Origin of the sequence: Paenibacillus sp. FSL R10-2736 (genome assembly GCF_038000245.1) — a bacterium.
GTDB classification, from domain to species: Bacteria; Bacillota; Bacilli; order Paenibacillales; family Paenibacillaceae; genus Paenibacillus_AQ; species Paenibacillus_AQ phytohabitans.
The window spans coordinates 1,440,089-1,463,484 of sequence record NZ_JBBOBN010000002.1 but is presented as its reverse complement, the minus strand read 5'-3'; the positions used below and the strand labels follow the sequence as shown (position 1 = coordinate 1,463,484).

The following is a 23,396-nucleotide window of genomic DNA, read 5'->3' as shown; positions in this document are numbered from 1 at the left end:
CATATCATTATTCTCATGATCTGCTATACCAGGCGGCTCTCCAGCGGGTAGCATATACCCCTTCCTTCAGATAATTAAACGGTACTGCCTTCCGCCGTAATTCCGGCAAATAGCGGATCAGGTTCAGGTCTTCAATGATCCAGACTGCACCGTCCTGATCTCTGGTATCTACAAACTGCAAATCCCGGCTGCGCAAATATTCCACCAGGTTAAATCCGGAGCCGGAGTCCCCATCCTCTCCCGTTCCAGAACTGTCGGCCGTTAGGCCCTGCCAGTAAGGAAGCTCCAGACCCGCATCCGCTTCCAGCAAGCTAAGCTCCTGCTCCAGCACCGCCTGTCTGTCTTCTTCCCTGCTTCGCATTTCTTCCGTCCAATAGTCCGTCAAATTCGGCTGCCGGCTGATTTCCTGATAAAAGAATTCCGCCGTCTCCTCTTGCGCTTGCTCCGCAGCAATGAACCCCTCCGGCTCCGCCGCTGACCCCGGAGAGCTCGAATCTTCAACACCAGGTTCCCGTTCAAGCTCCTGCCATTCCCGCCGGATCTGCGCTGCCCTGTTTACGATAACCGTCTTCAGCGCAGGTTGTCCGGCATCCCCGTCATCCGCCTCCGCCTCCTGCCGGTGAAGCTCACGGGGAATATCGAGCTCCTCCAGTCTGCGGAACAGCGGCTGCAGCGCCTGCTCCGGATTCCGGAAATATTCACCGCCCCGCAGCCGCACAAAACTCCAGCCAAGGCGTTCCAGTATGGCTTGTCTATCCATATCTTCCTTAAGCTTCTCTGCCGGATGCCATTTGTCTCCGTCGCATTCCACCGCCAGACGTCTCCCGCCGCCTTCAACAACCATATCAATCCGGTACGCCCCTACTTTCCATTGAGGCAGTACTCTATAGCCTTCGTCCATCACCCGCCGCATAACCTGCCGCTCGAATTCGGATTCCAGTACAGGCTCATGCTGTTTATACGTTTCATCCGCTGCATACGGATTTCTGACATATTCAATTAACCGTTTCCGCAAATCCCCTTCTTTGAGCTGGGCTACGGAATCAAGTGAGTGCACCAGCCATAGCTGGTCGCGGGCGCGGCTTACAGCTACGTTATACCTTTTCTTGGTGCGGTTCCCCGGATCAGAGATGAGGCGCAGAGGCACAGCTTCCTCTGAAGCGTCCACCATGGACAGGAACACAATATCGCGCTCATCCCCCTGAAACTGGGCGGAGTTGCCGCAGCGAATCTTCCGCCGCTTGTATTCCGTTGCCGGAATATACTTCTGCAAATACTGGTCAATCAGAATGGCCTGCTCTTCGCCAAGCAGCGTAATCACGCCAAATGTAGCATCCTTGTATTCTTCCAGCTGGATAGCAGACAGAATTAGCGAAGCAATGGCCTCTGCTTCTGCCTCATTGCGTTTACTGTTCCGGTTCCCGCCCTCAACCCGGTATTCTACGGTATACGGTTTCGTGGTTACTCCGCCGGCATCGCGGAGCGGAAGAATGGAACCATTATAGGAGAGCAGGTTGCTGAACTGGATAATCGGCTCCACACAGCGGAAATGCTCCCTAAGCTGCGTCATGCCCGCGAATGAAGTTTTGGCTAAGTCATAAATTGAGGTGCTGCCGTCATAAAGTGCGGCATTGGGAATCCCCTCCAGATGGGCATCCATCAGCCTTCTGGTCTCATCGAGCCTCTGGCCGATGGCTTCCGGGCTCACCTGCTCATCATCGCCTACCACGACAATTTGTGTGCCCAGATACAGTGCTGTCAACGCCATAATATCTGCCTGGCTGGCTTCATCCACGATAACCACATCGAACCGGTTCTCCGACGGAGTGAAGCTGTCGACCACTCTGTATGTGGGCATAATCCAGACAGGAACAGCTGTCTGGCAGACCGGCATCAGCTTCCGGGCTTCGGCAAGCAAATGGGGAGCCGCTTTTCCCGTACGTTTGCCGGCTTTTTTCATCAGCAGCTTCCAGCCATGAAGAGCGTTCTGCTGCTTCAGCGTAGTTTTCCGGGCAAGCGCCAGCCAGGCCTTCTTCTCCACTAATTGAAGTGTGGCCGCTTTGAACTTTTTACGAATCTCCACCAGTTCTTCTTGAAGTTGTTGTGCGGAGATGCCCGCCCGCTGATCAAGCTCCATATCCAATTGTTTAAGCAGCCAACCCGCTTCAAGTCCATCGGGGGCCCGGTGCTCTCCGTGGATTCCGCTTCTGTCCTTGAGCGCCTCCGCCCAATCCGGAGCGCTCTGCTGCAGCCGCTCCAGCCATTCTTCCCTTTGGCCGATCCGCTCGCTTTTATCCCATAATTGCTGAACTGCCTGATACGCTTGCTCATAGGACTGCCGATCCAGCCGGGCTACACTCTCCTGCAGCCGGCGGGCTATAGCGGAACGGGAATCTGCCAGCGACTCTGCAGCCCTGCCTGCTTCCGCAATCTGCTCTTTAACTGTTCTCCATTTCTCTGCATTAATAATGGAACATATAATAGAAGGAAGCTCTTGCTCTACCAGCTCCCGCATATGAACCCACTCCATATGTTTGCCTACCGTCATAGGCTTGGCATTCAGCAGAACATTCCACAGCAGCCCCTCGCTCTCGAGGGAATGAATCGGCGCATCAAAGCTTGTCTGCCGCCAGTCCAGCAGGCTGCGGATCTCCTGAATAATGTTATCCATATACTCTTCGGGCTGCGGTCCGAACCGGGCCAGATCATATCCGCCCCCGTCCGTAACCTGACGCTTCCAGCGGATGACGGACTTGGCACGCTGCGCCTGATAGGTACCGATAGTAAGCAGAGCCTCCAGGTAGGCAGCGTTGACCTCTTCAATTCCTTTGCCGGGAGGCGCAATAAGCTCGCAGGCCTTCTTCCACTGCCTCTTAAGCAACAGCTGGAACGTGCTCAGCTTCCCCCCGTCTTCCAGATACCGCTTCATCTCCTCCAGTACAGGCAGCAGCGGCTGCAGGTCCGTATCGGCCAAATGTTCAAAACCATATCTGTACCGCGCAGTTCTGGCGGCACGGTACAGCTCAAGCCACTTCTCCACTTCTTCCAGCAGATCAGTCCAATCGTGCTTATCATTATCTTTTGCCGAAATCAGATCCAGCTTCCACTCTTCCTCAGTAACGGCACCAAACGCCTCATGCAGCTGCTGGAGAGCGGCGTTCAGCTTCCCGGGATGTACAATACCGGGCTTGAAGTAAGGAAGATGTCTGACGGTATCTGCAGCGGCAAGTGTCTGATATTCCAGCACAAGCTCATGGAAAATTTCAGGAGTGACAGGCAGTTCTATACGATTGCGTAAGTACTGGAATTCCGCTTCATCCAGCGCACTAATTTCCCCAGTGCTTCTATATAACTGTTCCAGCTCGTCAGGAGTAAGCGGACAAGCCTGCCCGGCCGCTATCCTTCCCGGCACCAGCTCCATCGTATGCCGGCCTGCGGAGATCATTTTGGCAGCTGCAGAAGGATCGAAGGAAGTGCCAAACATAACAATAGACCGGTAATCGTTCTCTCTGGAGAGCCGCAATCTGTCTTCAATGCCTCTGATCTGCTCCAGAATGGATTTGCGTCCGGCAGTCAGCTGCTCTACTTCCGCTTCCGTCTGTTCAATGGATATGGAGCTTAAGGTGGAAGTAATCTTATCGATGGAATTCTCCAGCTGCTTCTGCCCGCTGGCATCATCCAGCACACTGACACACAGATCCTGAAGCGGCCTTGCCACCTTATCACGCAGCACGGCGAGTGCCCTTGAGGTATGACTGGTGACCAGTACGCTTTTGCCTTCCGCCAGGAAATGGCCCAGCAGATTGGCAATCGTATGCGTCTTCCCGGTACCCGGCGGGCCCTGCACCAGAACAGAACCATACCTGCCCAGCTTAAGAGCAATATCCAGCTGCTCTGAGTTCGCTTCTTTGGTGAACAGAATCTCTTCGTTCTCACCATTCACATTCAAATTCGAATACGAAAACACCTGCGTTCCGTCTGAAGCCTCCCCCGGATCAATGCCGGTAATTCTGGCAATCGCCTGGGGGAGTTCCTCTCTATCTTGTAAATCCTGAATAATCTCTTCGAACGCATGATCGAAACCGGCCGACCGCTTGCGCAGGAAAATAACCGGTTCTCTCCGGATATACACTGCTGTCTTGTCCTGAGCCGGTTGTGCAGATGTTCTATTATAAGGAATAAACGCTGTCTGGGCAGACAAGTATCCGGATACTTTGCGCAAATATTCATCCGTATCCGTGAAATCCAAAGGGGAGCATGCAGCCTCGAGCAAATCCGCGATGCATTTCTTAATCGACCCGGGACTGACTTCAGGCACATCTCTGAACAAGGAGCCATGAAATTCGGGGGCGGCTTCGGAGGCTATAACTGTAAATTCGGGTCCTTCCGGATCGAATACAAGCTCGATCCTCTGTAGCAGCACCGGATGGTGAATCGTCTCCGGTGTAAGCTCCCAGTGCAGAATCCCGTCGCCGATCATCAGCTCCACAGTGTCCCGCTCACGCTCAATCCACGAATAGAGCATGTACAAATCCTCGAACAGCTTAATTGTTCTGCGGACAGGCCACTCCCGCTCCTGCCAGGCCTCACGCTCCTGAGTCCAATTCTCCCAGAGTCGCACTCTCTCTTCGTCCTGATCGAAACGTTCAACATAAGCCTCATATTCCCCGGAATCCGCAGCCTCCCGGTAGCTGTCCATGCTCTCCAGCCGTTCCGGGCGGGTATGAATTTTCTCCCAATCCGGCTTCAGCCAGCGCTGCAGCAGCTCCGGCGGCTTCGGACAGGCTATCCGGTCAGGCCGCTTCACGCGCAGCAGAACCTCAGGCATCTCCTCGTCTATACGTTCAGAAGGGCTTATCCCCTCTGTGAAATCACAGGTCACATTAGAATGAACCGGCAGATCCGCAAGGGACTGCGACCATAACTGCCCGGATATATGCTTGATTATCGGCTGCTTCAGCTGGTGCAGAGCCTGCAGATAGGTGAATACCTGAATAAGCTTCTGTTTCGCTGCGATTCGCTGATCTTCACTAATTCCCATACAAAGCCCTTCTTCTCTGTCCTTTTGCGACAAAGATCCTGTTTTTTGAACTAATTATAATATAATCGGCCAGGTTAAAATACCCATATTTCCATACCAAGTAGAAACGGTACCGTCCTTTAAAGGACCGTACCGTTTCAGCGAGAAATAGAAGGATAATTTATCATGTGAAACATATAAATTCTTATATTTTCAAATAACCCCGCAAGGCGGGGCTTTAACTGCGATGTTTAATCAGGTACTTTGTGTAGACTCCATAGTATAATTATTTCCAAAAAAAGAGACGCGGATTCCCCGCGCCTCTCATGAACCTTATCTGCTTTTCAATTACTCTTCTAAAGAAAATCCGCCCGTGCCGGTGTAAAAGCATCCAGTAAAATGCCGTCATCCTCCAGCGGGATACAGCCGTGAAGCACATTGGACGGGAAGTGGATACTGTCGCCAGCCTTGACGGTCTGTATATCCTGCGTTTCACCGTCATCGATCATGAACTGAAAGCTGCCCTGCAGCACATAAGTCACCTGTTCATGCACATGCTTGTGCAGCGGGATTTCTCCTGCCTGGGCTTGGGCGAACATCACCTTGGTATACATGATCTGGTCGCTGTGAGCGAGCACCTTACGGGTAGTATTGCTGTCTACAGTTACAGCCTGAATCTCTTGATCGTGATAAAACATAAATAATACCTCCTATTCAATAGTCACTAAATCGATTTAGTTAATGCGCAAAAAAATTAATGGAACCAGCGGAAAATCCCCCATAGGATAACCGACAAAGAAGTGAAGTCCGGATCAGCAAATGTTACCCCTTCAGCTCCCAGGTAGGAGAACAGTGGCAACGTAAGAGCAGGCAGCAGACACAGCAGGAAACCGTTCAGACAGCTGGAAATGACAGCCCCTCTGAAGCCGCCGCTGGAATTCCCAAAGATCGCAGCAGCACCGCCGGCCAGGAAGCAGGCCATAATTCCAGGAACAATTACCGGCAATCCAACGAGCGGGAACAGGAACACGCAGGCCACACCCGTGAAGAAGCTGACCAGGAATCCGACCAGAGCGGAATTCGGCGATTTGTCGAACAGAACCAGGACATCCACGCCTGGGATTGCGCCCGGAGCGAACACTTGGGAGAAGCCTTTGAAGGCAGGGACGATTTCTGTAGTAAACAGCTTAACACCGGCTTTGGCGATATACAACCCGGCGGCAAAAATTGCAGCCTGCTCCAGAATGAAGACGATATATTCCTTGCCCTCTGATAATTCATTTACAAAATCAGCACCGGCGACGAGCCCCGACACCAGCAGCAGCACCAGCATCGTTAAGGTAGTAGCCACATTGGGATCGCGCAAAAAGCTGATCCGGTCGTTAATCTTGATGTTCTCCGTATCATTCTCACGGTTGCCGAACACTTTGCCCAGGTACGTACCGATGATGTAGGAGGTCATGGAAGCATGAGCGATGGTATATTCATCCGACTTGATGATGTTCCGGCTGGCATTGCGCAGCAGATAAGGAAATACCGCCATGTAACTGCCTATGGCCAGGGAACCGACAATAACAGTCACTACTGAGCTTAGTCCCAGACCTTTCATAACCGCAGTAGCGGCGAAGCTCATGAACAGAACAAGGTGCAGAGACAGATAGATGTATTTGAACTTCGTTACCCGTGCAAGCACAATGTTCAGAATCATGGAGAACAGCAGGATCAGCGCAGCGTCTGCTCCAATCTGATCAATGGTCAGCGCCATGATCGCTTCGTTACTCGGCACAACACCCTTGAGGTGGAAGGCATATGAGAACATTTTGCTGAAGTTGGTGAGCACGCCGCCCAGGATACCGCCGCCTACTTTGATCATGGTGAAGCCCATGAAGGAAAGGGTTGTGCCCGTAATAATTTCAGGAATCTTCTTACGCTGGAAGATGAGGCCGAGAAGCGTCACAATGGCAATAATAATCGATGGTTCTTTGATAATACTCATAAACATATGCATGGCGGGTCTCCAACTTCTTTCTCAAGGTTATAGTTTTAAACTAGTTACTAAATCGATTTAGTAGAATTCTAAAAAAATTTGGTCCTCCCGTAAACCATGAAACAACATGCCTTAACATTGTGCAATAAAACTACTCTGTTTGTTTGTGAACAAAATCACAACCATAATCAAACACTTCACTCATTAACCACCATCCGGTACCCCCTCTTCAAAAGAACACGCTATCATTGTTAAAAACAGGAACAATCGGGAATGCAAGGGTATTCATTACTCGAATCATACGATCATTATAACGTGATATCTGCTTTTTGCAACAGAAAAAATAAAACCGTTTCCAAAGCAAAAAAAGACTTACTCTCCTTCTCCGGTTCTGTCTCCGGTCCAAAAGAAAGTAAGCTGCGCGATTCAATACTCTATGCTCCTAATCGTTCAGTCCAGCCTGCGGACCGATTCCCTATGGTTAATCTCAGGGTTCAAACGGACCAGCTCGGGCCGCCCATCCTGCTCTTCTTCCTTCTGGTCAATTAAGTCGAGCAGCAGCCGGGCGCTTCTTTTCCCCATTTCAAAGCTTGGCTGGGATATGGTCGTAATCGGCGGATTGTAGAAGGAAGCAAAGGATACATCATCGATCCCGATCAGGGAGAAATCCTCCGGTATGCTTAAGCGGTTATTCTTGGCGTAGATCAGCACCTGCTCCAGAATCATGTCATTGGTGGCGATGATGGCAGTAGGCGGATTGTCCATATGGAACAGCTGCCCGATCAGCGCCGGCATTTCGTCCAGCCTGCCGCTTTTGATATAGCTCTCTTTCACCGGAAGACTATGCTTCTTCAGCGTATTTCTGTAACCGGACAAGCGCTCAACCCGCGTGGTAATTGCCTTTTTTCCAAGCGGGAAGGTGATGATTCCTATTTGGGTATGGTTATGAAGGACGAAGGCTTCGACTGCCAGCTCGCTGGCTTTTTCGTTATTGAGCAGTACGGTGTCCACGCTGATATCATCTATTTTACGGTCAACAAATACAAATGGATAACCATTCTTAACCAGCGAGGAATACATCTTCTTATTCTCTTCCGTCGGAAAAATAATCAGGCCGTCCACCTGCCGCGCAATCATCGACTGAACGTATTTCTTCTCCTTGAGCGGGTCATCATCAGTGTTGCAGACGATCACCTGCACCCCCTTCAGCTGGCATTCATCCTCGATGGCACGCACAACCTCCGTAGTGAATTTTGATAGAATGGTTGAGGAAATCACACCTACAATGAACGTCTTCTTATGCTTGAGACTGCGGGCCACCTCATTGGGAATATAGTTAAGCTCTTCAATGGCCTCTTCAATCTTCTTCTTCGTATCCACACTCATATAGTTGAATCTCTTGTTCAGAAATTGCGAAACCGTACTTTTGGATACCCCTGCAAGTTCGGCAACTTCCTTCATCGTAACTGCCATGATCCAGCCCCCTACAACACTTTCCCTTATGCAAAAAGACACTTCGCCCGTGTGCCAAAGTGTTTTCACGACGCATGTGAGTTCTACTGTATTATATACTTTCTTGGGCGGGTAGGAAATCAGGCATAAATTTGCCCAGGCGGGAACGACACAGTTTGTTCAGAATTCATTCTTTAAGCGAATCGCGGGATCTTTTGCAGCCGGCAAAGCAATAAATCATAAATGTTGTACGTTTTGCAACTTTGATTCAATCATATCTGTGTGTTTAAGAGAATTGTTGTATGAAATACAAGAATTCTACCGCTAAGCCGTCTGCAAGAGGAGAAATGTTGCCTTTTGTACAACAATTTCCGATTACGGTCGATTTAATGAAGGTAATATTGTATTTAGTGCAGGATTTCAAGTCAGTGTAACTGACTGCTGCCAAAAGGAGCGCAGGAGGACCTCCACCAGTCCTCCCCCTCAACTAATCAGGCCTCGTTAAGCTGGCCAGATGCCGGTACTGCCATTCACGCTCCTGCGTGACGGCGAGTTCCGCTCCGTCAGGGGCCGCCGCGGCATGAACAGCCTTGACGGCATAGGTTGCGGCATGCACTGCATGAGCGGCAACATGCGCAGTTGCCGCAGCATGTCCGGCAGCGCGGGCTGCAGCGCAAGCCTCTGCCGGACCGGCGTCACGGGCCGCTGAATGAGCGGCAAACGCTGCCTGGCGGGCTGCGGCCATCTTAAGCTCACCGCGCACCCAGGCGCGTCCTGCTTCAACCGCTTGCCGCGGCCGCTGGTCTTCCGGGCATGCTGCCTCCAGATAAGGCAGCACGCGCTCGGCGCAGTCGGCAGCCCAGAGCGCTAACACTTGATGATTACTTGCGCCTGCAAGCGCGGCGATGGACTTATCCAGTCCGCCCGCGGCCAGTTTCGCTTTCACTATATTCCTCCCTTGGAAGAAGGCCGGAATCCTCCTGAGATTCCGGCCTTTTCCTATATTATATGTTTCTATCAGGCATTGCTTAGCGGAAGCTTGACCAGCACATTATACACCGTACCAGGTTTCAGATCCTTAAGAATACCACCCTCCGCTAACTGGCCGTCCAGATAGACCTCTGTCGCCTTAACCCCCGCTTCACGCTGCATCTTGATATGCAGCCCGGCACCTCTGAAGTTACGCTTAACCGTAACCTCCGGCCAATCGGAAGGGAGCTGCGGCTTCACCTGCAGTCCTTCGCGCATGCCCTGGAGTCCAAACAGGCCATCTATCAGGCAGCGGTATACCCACGGAACGGTGCCAGTATTAAACAGATGGCTGGAGCGTCCGGCAGTCTTCGGGAATTGCTTGTAAGCACCGCGGTAATAGTTGGGGATGAAGACAGGCAATTGGCCCCGTCTGATGATATCCTCAAAGTCGGGTCCAGGGAGCATTTTGCGCAGCAGGCGGTACGCCTGATCCTGCTCTCCCACCGCATACAGGCCATAGATATAGAACGCTGCGGCATGATTATAGACTGCCCCGTTCTCGGCGGTGCCCGGATGCTTCTGCGTGACCCGGCCTACATCCTCCCGCATGGCGGTATAGGAGGGTGCCAGCTTTTCAACCCCATATGGTGTCTCCAGCTGCTCCGTGACCGACTTCATCAGCTTCTCCCGCTTCTCTTCATCGGCCGCACCGCTGAGCAGCGCCCAGCCTTGCGGATTAATGAAGATCCGCCCTTCCTTATCCTCACTAATTCCGAACACGACATTGTCATCGGTGATTCCCCGTGCGTACCACTCACCATCCCAGAAATACTGATTGACGATCGCATTCGTCTCATCCGCCGCAAGGCGGAATGCCTTGCCAGCCTCCAGCCGGCCGCTGTGATCACAGATATCCGCCCAGATCATGCAGGCATACGCCGTAGCTATCGTCAGCCATCCGGATACTCCTTTGCCCCGGTAACCTACCATATTCATCGGGTCACACCAGTCACCCTGATTGATATAGTTCAGACCCCGCTCATCCCGCTCATGAATCAGCCAGTGCATCGCCCGGTCAATATGTTCGAAGACTGATCCGGTTTCCTCACTCCCCGCATAAGGGACAACCTCTTCCAGAATGCTGTAATCATCCGTCTCATCCAGATAGGTACTGAGGCAAATGGGCAGCCAGACACAATGGTCCGTATGCGGGACCTGATTAATATATTTCAGTTCAGCAGCCTCATGCAAAATAATGCCATCCGGCATAGCTCCGCTTACCGCCTGCTGGCTTAGAGCAGTCAGAAAAGCCTGCCTGGCTATCTGCGGCTTAATATAACTCATGCCCATATTATCCTGCAGATAATTACGGGTCTGGGGGTCTGTCGTCAGGCGGTTCGTCTGCCCGTGATAGTACATCTGCCGGGGCAGCCAGTGGTTGACCAGATTATCAAGATCCGCATCCGGAGTCGTGATCTCAATGCAGCCTCTGCCTTCGCGGATGTATTCCGCGTATTCACGTTCCGCAAGCTCGAATCCGTCTTCGCCGTCGGCATCCGCATTCTGGAACATCCGCTGGCGGATATCAGCGATCTCCTGCTCTGTCTGAGCCGGACCGAAGATGAACCGGTATTCGCGCTCTTCACCAGCCTCGAGGCCGAGCCGATATTGCAGAACGGCAACCGGCGATTCGTAACGGGATTCTCCCCGGGATAGCAGAATGCTTCTCAGCGCTGACGGCGAGCTGATCCCGCCTTCCCCTTCGAATGCTTCCTGGTTCACCTCCCAGGATGCCGGAGCGTGATCAGCCAGCAGGAAGGTCTTGTCCTTCAGGTGTTTGATTCTGTCGTATTCCTGATATTTCTGGTAAGGCGTAACGGCTGTAGCGACGATGCCTTGCAGAGCTTCCTTATACTCGCCGGACTGGTTCATCCATGACATGTAGCCGATGGTGAAGTAGGGATAGATGCTTATTTTCCGTGGAGCAGAAGACAGATTGGTTACCTTCACGCGCCACAGCTCCATCGGCTCATCCTTGGGCAGGCTCAGCGTCATCTCGATGGCGATACCGCTCTTCTCTATTTTCCACACAATATTATGTTTGCCTACTGCAAAGGTATAGTGATCAGGGGGCATACGTACGGGTTCATACGGGGCAGAGAATAGCTCACCGCTCTCCTCATCCTTCACATAGACAAACCGGCCGGGATGGTGGGCATAATAGGGCTGCTCCGGCTGCATGAAGGTCTTGGCTTCCAGATTCGGGGCATAGGAGTACTTGGCAGGCTCGGGCTGCATGAACTGGGCTACCGCATACCCGCGGCAATTCATATGAATCATCATCTGCTCATTCCATAGGAATCCTGAAGCCTTGGGCAGAATTGTCGGGCTCGACAACTCATAATACTCGTTATCTTCAGATGCTCTTATCATTCTCATGCCTCTCTTTCCAGGTTTATAATGCGCTGATGTACCTTCTCTATGTTCAAGAATACGCTCTCATAGGTTACACGGCAAGTCTATGAGATTAGATTCATTTTCATCATTTTGGTTTGTATAGTAGAATTAGCCCAAGTGTCCAAGTATAGATGAGAGGTGTACCCGATGAAGGAACAATACCTGGCAAGACTTGAATTGTTCGCTGAAAATGCACAGAGAATCAAGAAAGAATTCCCCTGGCAAAATGCTCAGGTGAACCGCCTGGCCGCATTGCTCTACACCGTGGAGAACAAAACAGCCGATCCTGAAGCGATCCGTGCGCACCATGCGTTGATCAAAGAGAACACCCGGATGTTCTCTTCCTTCCGCGGGACTTCCGCCATCAGTATTGCCACCCTGCTCTCTCTTTCTGCTAAACCGGAGCAGCAGCTTGCCGAAACGCTGGCCGTCTATGAGCTGATGAAGGATGTCAAATTCAGGGCTTCTGACTATCTTGTCATTGCCGCCTATCAGATTGCTGCCCATACTGCTTCCGAGCAATATGTCCAGGTGATCGAACGCACGAAGGCATTCTTCGATGGCATGAGAGCGAAGCACCCTTTCCTGACCGGACAGGATGACTATATCTTCGCTGCCATGCTCGGAATTTCCAATATCGGAATCGAGCACGGAGTAGAGCGCCTGGAACAGCTCTATGTAGCTCTGAAGCCTGAGTTTTTCTCCGGCAACAGCGTTCAGGCTCTGACACAGGTAATGCTGCTTGGGGAGGAAGATGGCGGATCTGCAGAACGGGTGCTCAGCCTGCGCGAGGCCTTCCGTGCACAGGACATCCGGATGGACAAGGAATATACCCTTCCTTCGCTTGGCATCCTGTCGCTGCTCCCTTATGAACAGAAAGAGCTGGTACGCGATGTCTCGGAGACGTATGAGTTACTGCGTACCCGGAAGGGCTTCGGAAATTGGTCGATTAACAAGCAGGAGCTGCTCCTGCTGTCTGCTGCACTGGTGTCCTATACGTATATAGACGACGTGAAAAGCGGCATTATCACTTCCGCGTTATCTACCAGCCTTACCAACATCATCATTGCCCAGCAGACGGCAATTGCGGTTGCAGCCGCAACATCCGCTGCTGCGGCCTCGTCTTCTTCGAATTAGATTTATAGGCCTGCCGTGTGTGGCAGAGACCGGTTATGTGATGGAATTCCTGCACCAAATACAACATTTTCTTCGAAAAATCGGCCGTAAACCAGAATTGTTGCACAAAATGCAACATATCTTCGGTTTCAGCCAGTATGACGGGAAAATTCTTGTATTTTGTACAACAATACTCCCAAACACACGGGTAACTATGAGCCAAAGTTGCATTACGTACAACATAAGGCCGATACAGTGTTTACCCAAAAGTCTCAATTCTGCCGGCATTGTATTCCGGCGACATTTCTATAAAAGTGGTTCCAGAAAAAGAGCCCGTCCCCAATTTATTGGAGACAGGCTCTTTATTATCTTCTATGCTTCCCCTGCCTCCTCCGGACGCTCACGCTTGCCAATGCCGAAGGCATAATAGCCTGCAACAACAATGGCCAGGAACGAAGCCCCCACAATCAGCGACAAGTGTGTGTCCGGGTTGAACCACATGCCGACGATCACGAGCGACAGGAAGATAATGATAATGTAGTTGCTTATCGGGAACAGGCGCGACTTGAACGGATGATCTGCCATTTCTCCCTTCCACTTGTCGCGGAACCGGAACTGGCTGAAGGCCAGAGCGAACCACGGAATCATTCCCGGAAGCACACTGGCGCTGTAAATATAGAGAAACAGCTTGGAATCCGGCATAAGGTAGTTGAACAGCACCCCGACCAGCAGCAGGGAGATGGTTGTAATAATACTGTTTCTGGGCACCCCGCTTGCCGAGACCTTCCCGAAGAACTTCGGAGCCTGTCCGTTCTGCGCTAATGTATACAGCATTCTGCCCGCACTGTAGATTCCGCTGTTGCAGCCTGACATAGCCGCTGTCAGCACGACAAAGTTGATGATGCCCGCAGCGCCGACAATCCCCACCTTGGCAAAGGTCATCACGAATGGACTGCCGATTTCGCCAATTTCGTTCCATGGATAGATCGTTACAATGATGAAGATTGCCCCCACATAGAAAATCAGGATACGCCAGATGATATTTTTGATCGCTTTTCGTAGCGTTTGCTTAGGGTCCTCGGCTTCCCCTGCGGTAATGCCCACCAGCTCAATCCCCTGATAGGCGGCCGTGACAATGCAGAGCGCAAACAGGAAGCCCTTCAGTCCTCCCGCAAAAAAGCCTCCATGGCTGTACAGATTCGACAAGCCGAGCGGCTGTCCGCCGTTCCCCAGACCAAAGAAGATCACTCCGGTTCCAATCACCAGCATCACGACAATGGCGACCACCTTAATCATCGCGAACCAGAATTCAAACTCCCCGTACAATTTCACAGCTGCCAGATTGGCTGCCGCAATAATACCTACACCAATCAGAGCCGGAATCCACTGCGGTATGTCCGGGAACCAATATCCCACGTAAATCCCGATTGCCGTAACCTCCGCCATGCCTACAGTCACCCAGAGGAACCAGTAGCTCCAGGCAGTGAGAAATCCGGCCAGCGGACTGATGTATTTGTGGGCAAAGGTGGCGAAGGAGCCGGTGACCGGTTCGAGCACCAGCATCTCCCCCATAATCCGCATCACAAAAAACATGATTATTCCGGCCAAAAGATAGGCCAGCAGCACCGACGGCCCCGCCCACTTAATCGTACTTGCAGAGCCCATGAACAACCCTACGCCAATCGTACCGCCGAGTGCGATCAGCTCGATATGGCGCGGCTTAAGCCCTCTTGTTAACTGTTTCGTTTCCAAAAAAATGCTCCCCCTCATATATGTCCCTTGCCTATGTAGAACGCAAAACTATCATAGTATGTCAGAATCATTGTAAGCTGTGACATACATTAACGCAATGCAGAATTACTCCACCAAAAGTTCGGTCGATTGTAACAAGAAAATTAGCTGTAAACCTATACATTTTGTTTCATAGTGTTATAATCACTTTGATTTATTCACACGAAATAAGAAAAACAGAAGCAGGTGATCAGATGTTTGAACTTAAATGGCTGTGGCAAAACCTGGAGGGCAACCGGGCACGGTATATCGTGGCGCTTTGTCTCTCGGTAGTGGGCTCAAGTCTAACGATTGTGAACCCGTACCTCAGCCAGCGCATTGTCGATACGTTTATAGCCGGCGACCATGCAGGGCAGAATCTTGCTACAGAGAGGGGTCTGCTCATCGCGCTCTGCCTGGGCATGATTGGCTTTTCCCTGCTCCGTACAGGTCTGGCTTATCTAACGACCATGCAGTACGAAATATCCTCCCAGAATATGATGTACAACATCCGCATTTATTTGTACAACAAGATTCAGGGGCAGGACCGGGAGTATTATGACCGCAACCGTACCGGTGATCTTATGACCAAGATGACAGGCGATCTGGATATGGTCCGGCATTCGATGGCGTGGATTTTCAAGACGATCATTGAATCGCTGACTATTTTTCTGGCGGCCGTTATTTATTTCCTTACGATTGATGTCCAGCTGACGCTGTGGATGCTGATCCTGTCGCCACCGATTTTTGTCGTGGCCTTTATCTTCGCCAAACGTGTCCGTCCCATGTACATTGATCTGCGCGAGCGGCTGTCCCAGCTTAACACTACGACCCAGGAGAACATTTCAGGCAACCGTGTAGTCAAGGCTTTCGCCCGTGAAGAGTTTGAGATTGCCAAATTCACGGAGAAGAATGTCAACTACTCTGTGGCGAACAAGAAGGCGGCCCTCGTCTGGCTTGATTACTTTCCTTATCTGGAATCCTTCGCCCAAGCTTTCAACGTCATTCTGATGCTGGCCGGCGGTTACTTCCTGATGCACGGCCGGATCACCTTTGGTGAGTTCGCAGCCTTCTCCTCGCTAATCTGGGCGGTATCCAACCCTATGCGCAATATCGGGATCATTATCAATGATATCCAGCGCTTTTTTGCCAGCTTATCCAAAATCGTAGATATCTATTATGCCCGCCCCGCTATTGTGAACGAGCACAATGTCACAGAGAGCCGCCGCTATGAGGGCCGGATTGAGTTCGAGCATGTCCGGTTCAAATATGACAGCGCTACCGTGCTTGATGATCTGAGCTTCACGATTGAACCCGGCGAAACGATCGCCATTATGGGCGCGACAGGCTCAGGCAAGACATCGCTGATCAACCTGATCCCCCGGTTCTACGATGTGGCCGGAGGCCGCGTGCTGGTAGACGGCAGAGATGTCCGTGAGCTTGAGCTTGATGAACTGCGCGGGAATATCGGGATGGCTACGCAGGACGTCCTCCTGTTCTCCGATACGATCGACGGGAATATCGCCTATGGTGACCCCGAGCTTACGGAAGAAGAAGCGCAGGCCTATGCCGGCCTCGCAGCAGCCCATGACTTCATCGTCAAAATGCCGGAAGGCTATGACACGGTAGTCGGCGAACGCGGTGTCGGCTTGTCCGGGGGACAGAAGCAGCGTATTGCGCTTGCCCGCGCGCTGGCGGTCCGCCGTCCGATCCTGATCCTGGATGATACGACGTCTGCGGTCGATCTGGAGACGGAGGAGCATATTCAGCGGAGTCTGCGTGAGCTGGAGTATCCCTGCACGAAGATTATCATTGCACAGCGGGTATCCACTACCGCCCAGGCAGACCGCATCCTGATTCTAGAGGGCGGCCGTCTGATTGAGGAAGGCACCCACGCCGAGCTGCTGGCCAAGCGGGGGTATTACTACGATGTATTCATGCTGCAGAACGAGGGCATTGGAAGGCAGGTGACCCAGAGTGGCCAGGAATAAATTCGATGTCGATGAGAATCTGGAATCGCCGTTTAATATTAAGCATTTCCGGCGGGCCATGGTCTATATCAGACGCAAGAAGAAACCGATGATTCTCGCATTCGTGCTTAGCGCCTTGTCGGCGGCTATCGCCCTATCCGCCCCGCTGATTATGCAGCATGTGGTAGACGTGACCATTCCCGCCAAAGAAATGGGCGCGCTGGTAGGCTGGTCCGCGCTGATGCTGGTGACCATTGTAACCAGCGTAATTCTGGCTACCATCCGCTCACGGATTATGACCAGTGTCGGGCAGGATATTATCTTCGATATCCGTACCGATCTGTTCAAGCATCTGCAGGATTTGCCGTTCAAATATTACGATGACCGGCCGCAGGGCAAGATCCTGATCCGGGTTGTTAACTACGTCAATGCGGTATCCGACGTATTGTCGAACGGAATTATTAACTTTATCCTAGAAATCGTGAATCTGATCTTCATCGCTGCCTTCATGTTCGCCGTCGATGTCCGGCTCTCCTTCGTCATCCTTGCCGGACTGCCTGTATTCCTCGGTGTCATGCTGCTTATCAAAACCCGGCAGCGCCGGGCATGGCAGGCGGTATCGAACAAAAGCTCCAATCTGAACGCCTATCTGCAGGAAAGCATCAGCGGGATCGGCGTGACCCAGATGTTCTCCCGGGAACAGCGCAATGAGGGCGTCTTCACACGTCTGGCCGGTAATTTCCGCACGGAATGGATGCGGGCACTGCGTTACAATACGCTTATTCCGTTCACTGTCGATAACTTGTCTACCATGGTTACGGCAATGATTTTCCTGGTTGGCCTGCTGACTCTGAACCCGCAGAGCATGACGCTTGGTGTCATTCTCGCGATGAGCAGTTATGCCGCCCGCTTCTGGCAGCCGATTCTGAATCTATCCCAGCTGTACAATAACTTCATCAATGCGGTAGCCTACCTGGAGCGTATCTTCGAAACGCTGGATGAGCCGGTTACCGTCAGCGATATTCCCGGGGCGAAGGCGCTGCCGCCCGTTCAGGGCCGGGTCACCTTCGACGATGTAACCTTCGCCTACGATCCGGGGCTGAACATCCTGGAGAACATCTCCTTCGATGTCGCAGCCGGAGAGAGCATCGCCCTGGTAGGTCCGACCGGTGCAGGTAAAACTACGGTCGTCAATCTGATCTCGCGCTTCTATAACCTTACCGGCGGCAGAATCCTGATCGACGGGCAGGATATTGCCGGGATCACGCTGAAATCGCTGCGCAGCCAGATGGGGATTATGCTGCAGGACAGCTTCATCTTCTCGGGGACGATTCTGGATAATATCCGCTACGGCAGACCGGATGCCACCGAGCAAGAGGTCATCGCCGCTGCGAAGGCTGTCTGCGCCGATGATTTCATCCGTGAATTTGACCAGGGCTACCTGACGGAGGTTAATGAGCGCGGCTCCAAGCTGTCCCAGGGACAGCGGCAGCTCATCTCGTTCGCCAGAACCCTGCTGGCCAACCCGCGCATTCTCATTCTCGATGAAGCCACTTCTTCCATTGATGCGCAGACCGAGCGTCTGCTCCAGAAGGGTCTGAATGAGCTGCTTAAGGGACGTACCTCATTCATCATCGCGCACCGGCTGTCCACCGTGAAGAACTGCGACCGCATCATGTATGTCTCGAATAAGGGCATTGCGGAAAGCGGCTCACATGATGAGCTGATCGCCCGCCGCGGCCTCTACCACCGGCTCTATACGGCGCAGAAGATGGAAGCATAAGCCTCCCCCGCAAAGTGAGGCTCCAGCTTCGAAGATAACTCAGGCACTTTGCGGGGACCCCAAAAATCACCCCAATAATTTAGTTCTTAACGCACCAAAAAGCTCAAGCCTATTAACGGGCCTGAGCTTTTTTTATCTTATTGTCACACCTGAATATAATCTTCCCTAAGCATACTGTATATCTCCAGATCGACAATTCCTTTGCCTGACCACAAGGCGGCTTGCCGCAGCATCCCCTCCTTGATGAAACCGGTCTTCAGGAGCACCTTCTTGGACGGTTCATTCATCAGCATGACTTCGGCCTGAATTCTGTTTACCTGAATCTCTCTGAAGATATAATCCAGCAGGATTTCAACAGCCTTGGAGGCAATACCTTGTCCCCAATGGGCTTCCGCCAGGAAGTAGCCGATCGTCACCATATTCACCTTCTGATTGAAATCACAGGCTTCAATTATTCCGAGCAGACGCCCCTCCTCACCACTGGCAAAGATCCCCCACTTGATCCTTGATCTTTTGGCGTAGTCCCGTTCGAAATGTCCTATCATATTGCTGACTGTAGCCTTGTTATGCTTCGGAATGATCCCGCAATATTCAAAGACCTTGTCATTGCTGTAAATGTCAAACAGCTCGTCCAGATGAGACTCCTCAATTCGGTTCAATACAAGTTCATCTGATCTTAGTACAGGAAACCGTTCAAATACAACATCCAAATTCATTCCCGCCACTCCATTCTCCGAAACTTATACGTGCTGCTTAATGGGGATGTACAAATCAACCTTACACTTGCCTTCCTGATCCTTCATGGGATCATTCAGACAGAATTCAAGACACGGCCTGTCGTCCGCTTCGTACCCGCTGCGGGGTAACCATACGCTGAACATACTCTCATACGCGAGGACAAATTTGTCTACCGTATCATAGTAAGAATACACCGCATATATCCCGCCGGATAATGTCTTGAATTCCACCTGCAGCCGGTGCGTCTCCCGCTCAAACCCTTCCGGAAGGGTGACGCAGGCATCATACCGGCAAGCAGACTCCTCTACGAGATCCCCGTCATCCAACGATATTCCGATAAACTGCTGATTCCCTTCATGAATACCCTGCTGGTCTGCCCAGCGGCTTAACTTGTCCCATGCGCTATACGTATCCAGGTAACTTCCAATATGCCTTATATAAGCAACTTCAACCTTAGGGATCTGCCTGATTTCTACCATACTCTCCCAAGCCCTCCTTAACAGCGGATTACTTCTTGCTCTATTGTAATCTGCCAGGAAAGCTGATTCTGCCTGCATATTGCTGAGGGATGATGCGAAATTGCTATTTCTCCGGCTGCTGTTCCTGATACTGCCCGGTGTACAGCCATAATACCGTTTGAAATGGGCATTAAAGACCGATACCGATTCGAAACCGCTTTGACCCGCAACCTCCAGAATGGTCTTATTCGTTTCGGTCAGCAGCACCAGTGAGTGCTGTATACGCTTCCTGTTTACAAAGGCCATCGGAGTCACACCGACCATAGCTGTGAATATTCTGCTGAAATGATATTTGGAGAAATGGGAGATCTCCGCCAGCGTATCGAGCTTAAGCGGCTGACCGCTGTGTTCCTCTATGTAAGCAATGACCTTATCGATCCGCTCTCTATAATCAAGATTCATCGCTGAATTCCCCGCTTCATTCATGATACAATGCATTACAAATATTAGCAGATGAGGTGATAAATAATGGTTACAAATTTGTATTTGGTAAGGCATGCGCACTCGGCTTATTCTGCCGATGAATTAAACAGACCTTTATCTGAACGCGGACAGGCAGATGCGCGAAAGGTCAGCGGACTGCTCATCCAAGAGAATATTCATGTCCTGATCTCCAGTCCCTATAAACGGGCAATACAGACCATTGAAGGACTGGCCGGACCCCTGGGCCTTGAACCTGTAATCGAAGAGGATTTCAGAGAACGGTTATTGTCCGGCGGACCCGTCAGTGACTTCGGCCAGGCCGTTGCGAAGGTATGGGAGAATCCCTCTTTTGCCTGGGAAGGCGGAGAATCAAACCTGATTGCCCAGGACAGGGGAGTTCAGGCACTCCACAAAGTATTGCAGCAATACCAAGGCAGTAACGCCGTCATCGGGACTCACGGTAACATTATGGTCTTAATCATGAATGCGCTGGATAAGCGTTATGATTACGGCTTCTGGAAGCAGCTGGATATGCCGGATATCTATAAGCTAAGCTTCAATGGAGATACACTTACCGGCGTGCAGCGGATTTGGAACAGGACCTGACTCTGGTTAAACTAGACAGACTGCTGTCACAGCTCTATGGTATAACCAATGTAAAGGAGTGAGCGCTATGGCAAGCTATGAATATTCGTCCAAACAGGAGCTGATGGAAACGATCCATACCCTCTACCTGCTCTTGGACGCCGAGTATGACGGTATTGACGATAAGTATAAGGATACGCGAATTCCTGAAGTGGATAAAACCCCTGCCGAGATCATCGCCTATCAGCTGGGATGGCTGGAGCTGGTGAGGAGCTGGGATCAGAAAGAGCTGGAAGGACAGGCCTTCCTCATGCCCGCCCAGGATTATAAGTGGAATGAGCTGGGCGGATTATATCAGTCCTTTTACAGCACATATTCTGAGTATTCACTGACTGAACTGCGCAGCCTATTCCGGCAATCAGAGCAGCAGTGGCTGGACTGGGTCGGCACATTGACGGAAGAGGAGCTGTTCATCCAGGGCTCGCGTAAATGGACCGGAACCAAGGACAACTGGCCAATGGCCCGGTGGATTCACATTAATTCAGCAGCTCCGTTCAAAACCTTCCGGGGAAAGATCAGAAAGTGGAAAAAACACTTCCCCGCCCAGCTGGCGTAACCTCTACTACCCGGCCGGCTCATTGCTGGCTATTGCTGGCTGCTGCCCGTTCCCCTATCCGTCCCCTGACTGCCGCCTCTGCGCGTTCCTCCCCGATCCATCCCCCGGCCGCCGCCATTGAAATTCGTGCCGCTGTTCATGCCGGGGAACCCGCCCGACCTGGAGTTGAAATCGTCACTTGAGATCTTCTGGGCAGTAATTGCCTCACAAGAGGTGAGCACCAGTGAACAGCTAAGCACAGCAATGAGTAAGGTGATGCGGATTCTCTTAGTCTGTATCTTTAGCCGCCTATTGAACTGCATGTTCAAGCCCCCTTTTCGTGGTCAGAAGTTCATAGACATCTTTAAAGCCCATATAGGATAAGACGATCAGCAGCGGATATACCGGATAAATATACCGGGCCTTGATCTCCCAGAGCAGATAGAAGCCGATGAAGCCCAGGATCACCAGCACCAGCGGGGTTTCCGCAAACCGCCTAGCCCGTATCCCGCTGATCAGCCGGAAGAGAATGAAGCCATACATCAGGAAATTCTGCACATACACCACCCATTGCAGTCCGCTCCGGTAATCCGAATCTCCCTTAAGCAGCTCAGATGACGAGGTAGAATAGATATACCGGTCCATCACAAAGCCGTTTCTCCCCCCGCCGCCTATAGAGGTTCCATCATTCCCTATGCCGTACCGTTCAAACTGATACGTTCCTTCGGTCCAAATCCATACGAGCTTTTTATAATACATTCCGGCAAGCTCCCCTAGAGTAGCCCCAGAGAGCTTATTGCTGATGGACGCTTTGAACAGCTCCACACTCTCCGCTTTATTGTATCCGGCATCCTGCTGATAGATATTATAGCTCTCCCGGTTATCCCAGAAGCCGAGCGTCTCCAGATTGATCCCCATATTCAGCCACATATAGACCGGCGCAGCATTGCTGGAAGGGGATTCGTCCACGATACCTGTTGCCTGGAGCGCAGCGTTCTGCGTCCAGCCCGGAATGTTAAATATCAGCAGTGTTATGGCTATGGAGGCGATGGCTTTTTTAAGCCCCAGGTGACGCAAGCTAAACAGCAGGCAGATAACTACTGCAATCAGGAAGATCATGCCTGTGCTCCGGAAATAGTTGCCGATGGCCAGCAGGATGGCCGCGAACACGATATCCTTCATGGATCTTCTGCGGATGAACGTAACGGCAAAGTACAAAGCGCTGGTCAGCAGAGCGGTTGCAATCACATCATTATAGATAAAGTTGCTCATAAACAAGGATGGAATATAGGTCGCGGCAAATACCAGGACACCATAGTCATTCGATCGGGACTTGGTATTCAGCTCTTTGTAGAGCAGGTAGATCATTAGCGTGGTGACCAGCGAGAACAGGATATTGAAGCTTTTGATCACCAGATAATTGTCCGGGAACAGGAACAGCAGCGTCTTCAGGTACAGAACGATTGAGAAATTGAACGGGAACATATACAGATATCCGCCCTGCTGGAAGGATGAATAATCCTTGTTGTACAGCATATCCCAAGCCAGCGACAGCACCGTTTGCGAATCGTCCGTAGGCATGCGGGTGAACAGGAGGATGATCACGAGTTGAATGGCGGCAGATAATAAAAGGACCGCAGGGATGACTATCCTCCTGCTGTATTTATTAAGCTTCAGGCAGAGCCTGTACAGCACATAGCTCAGTCCCAGAACGGCTGCGGTCAGCAGGGTAAAGAGCAAGATATTTTGTTTCTCCAGCACTGTTGTATCACCATAGATTGCATAGTTATACTTCGCCCTGATAAAGAAGGAGGAAGCAATAAACAGCCCTATGAAAAAGGCAAGCAGGACGTATAAAATTCGCTGGATTCCTTTTACCATGTTAACCTCCTCTACGGCAGCGTCCATTCTCCATCCGCACATGCCTTGATTTATAGAAGTAGTATAAACACCGAACCTGAATAACAGATGAAGATGGGGTTAAGGTGAATTTCAGATGCGCCAATATAC

At 51.5% G+C, this 23,396-nt stretch carries 16 protein-coding genes; 5 read left to right on the top strand and 11 right to left on the bottom strand.

The genetic code is table 11. The features are described 5' to 3' along the window. Positions 1–13: 13 nt before the first annotated feature. The 6 genes from NSQ73_RS34400 to NSQ73_RS34375 all read right to left on the bottom strand — a co-directional run bounded on the left by NSQ73_RS34400 (position 14) and on the right by NSQ73_RS34375 (position 11,864). Positions 14–5,041, bottom strand: a complete 5,028-nt coding sequence (locus NSQ73_RS34400) for an AAA domain-containing protein (protein WP_340990667.1) — start codon at positions 5,039–5,041, stop codon at positions 14–16. Between the two features lie 335 nt (positions 5,042–5,376). Continuing rightward, complete coding sequence (locus NSQ73_RS34395; RefSeq protein WP_340990666.1) at positions 5,377–5,718, bottom strand: cupin domain-containing protein; 342 nt, start codon at positions 5,716–5,718, stop codon at positions 5,377–5,379. A 56-nt stretch (positions 5,719–5,774) separates the two neighbouring features. Next, complete coding sequence (locus NSQ73_RS34390) at positions 5,775–7,028, bottom strand: PTS ascorbate transporter subunit IIC (protein WP_042210595.1); 1,254 nt, start codon at positions 7,026–7,028, stop codon at positions 5,775–5,777. Positions 7,029–7,457: 429 nt separating this feature from the next. Next, a complete protein-coding gene (locus NSQ73_RS34385) occupies positions 7,458–8,480 on the bottom strand; it encodes a LacI family DNA-binding transcriptional regulator (RefSeq protein ID WP_340990665.1) in 1,023 nt (340 codons plus the stop codon). Between the two features lie 466 nt (positions 8,481–8,946). Beyond that, positions 8,947–9,405: a putative immunity protein gene (locus tag NSQ73_RS34380; protein ID WP_340990664.1), complete on the bottom strand. Its 459-nt coding sequence runs from the start codon at positions 9,403–9,405 to the stop codon at positions 8,947–8,949. A 71-nt stretch (positions 9,406–9,476) separates the two neighbouring features. Then, complete coding sequence (locus NSQ73_RS34375) at positions 9,477–11,864, bottom strand: GH36-type glycosyl hydrolase domain-containing protein (protein ID WP_340990663.1); 2,388 nt, start codon at positions 11,862–11,864, stop codon at positions 9,477–9,479. A 171-nt stretch (positions 11,865–12,035) separates the two neighbouring features. Here NSQ73_RS34375 and NSQ73_RS34370 point away from each other — a divergent pair, with 171 nt between their 5' ends. Beyond that, complete coding sequence (locus NSQ73_RS34370) at positions 12,036–13,025, top strand: DUF4003 family protein (protein ID WP_340990662.1); 990 nt, start codon at positions 12,036–12,038, stop codon at positions 13,023–13,025. A 351-nt stretch (positions 13,026–13,376) separates the two neighbouring features. Here the strand turns inward: NSQ73_RS34370 and NSQ73_RS34365 are convergent, their stop codons facing one another. Next, positions 13,377–14,756 (bottom strand): amino acid permease, encoded by a 1,380-nt coding sequence (locus tag NSQ73_RS34365; RefSeq protein ID WP_340990661.1) that lies wholly within the window; start codon positions 14,754–14,756, stop codon positions 13,377–13,379. A 233-nt stretch (positions 14,757–14,989) separates the two neighbouring features. Here NSQ73_RS34365 and NSQ73_RS34360 point away from each other — a divergent pair, with 233 nt between their 5' ends. Both NSQ73_RS34360 and NSQ73_RS34355 read left to right on the top strand, forming a co-directional pair. Continuing rightward, a complete protein-coding gene (locus NSQ73_RS34360) occupies positions 14,990–16,765 on the top strand; it encodes an ABC transporter ATP-binding protein (protein WP_340990660.1) in 1,776 nt (591 codons plus the stop codon). Beyond that, entirely contained in the window at positions 16,752–18,527 is a 1,776-nt protein-coding gene (locus NSQ73_RS34355) for an ABC transporter ATP-binding protein (RefSeq protein ID WP_340990659.1), read from the top strand. The genes NSQ73_RS34360 and NSQ73_RS34355 overlap by 14 nt, the downstream gene beginning before the upstream one ends. Positions 18,528–18,670: 143 nt before the next feature. Here NSQ73_RS34355 and NSQ73_RS34350 read toward each other — a convergent pair whose 3' ends face one another. After that, complete coding sequence (locus tag NSQ73_RS34350; RefSeq protein ID WP_340990658.1) at positions 18,671–19,243, bottom strand: GNAT family N-acetyltransferase; 573 nt, start codon at positions 19,241–19,243, stop codon at positions 18,671–18,673. Positions 19,244–19,267: 24 nt separating this feature from the next. Next, a complete protein-coding gene (locus tag NSQ73_RS34345; protein WP_340990657.1) occupies positions 19,268–20,185 on the bottom strand; it encodes an AraC family transcriptional regulator in 918 nt (305 codons plus the stop codon). A gap of 66 nt (positions 20,186–20,251) precedes the next feature. Between NSQ73_RS34345 and NSQ73_RS34340 the strand changes: the two genes are divergently transcribed. Together NSQ73_RS34340 and NSQ73_RS34335 are read left to right on the top strand one after the other, a co-directional pair. Further along, positions 20,252–20,812, top strand: coding sequence for a histidine phosphatase family protein (locus NSQ73_RS34340; protein ID WP_042133609.1), 561 nt, complete (start codon positions 20,252–20,254; stop codon positions 20,810–20,812). Between the two features lie 67 nt (positions 20,813–20,879). Continuing rightward, positions 20,880–21,407 (top strand): ClbS/DfsB family four-helix bundle protein, encoded by a 528-nt coding sequence (locus NSQ73_RS34335; protein WP_340990655.1) that lies wholly within the window; start codon positions 20,880–20,882, stop codon positions 21,405–21,407. A gap of 29 nt (positions 21,408–21,436) precedes the next feature. Here NSQ73_RS34335 and NSQ73_RS34330 read toward each other — a convergent pair whose 3' ends face one another. Next, positions 21,437–21,709 (bottom strand): hypothetical protein, encoded by a 273-nt coding sequence (locus NSQ73_RS34330; RefSeq protein ID WP_340990654.1) that lies wholly within the window; start codon positions 21,707–21,709, stop codon positions 21,437–21,439. Then, positions 21,696–23,267, bottom strand: a complete 1,572-nt coding sequence (locus NSQ73_RS34325) for a glycosyltransferase family 39 protein (protein WP_340990653.1) — start codon at positions 23,265–23,267, stop codon at positions 21,696–21,698. The genes NSQ73_RS34330 and NSQ73_RS34325 overlap by 14 nt, the downstream gene beginning before the upstream one ends. Positions 23,268–23,396: the final 129 nt, after the last annotated feature.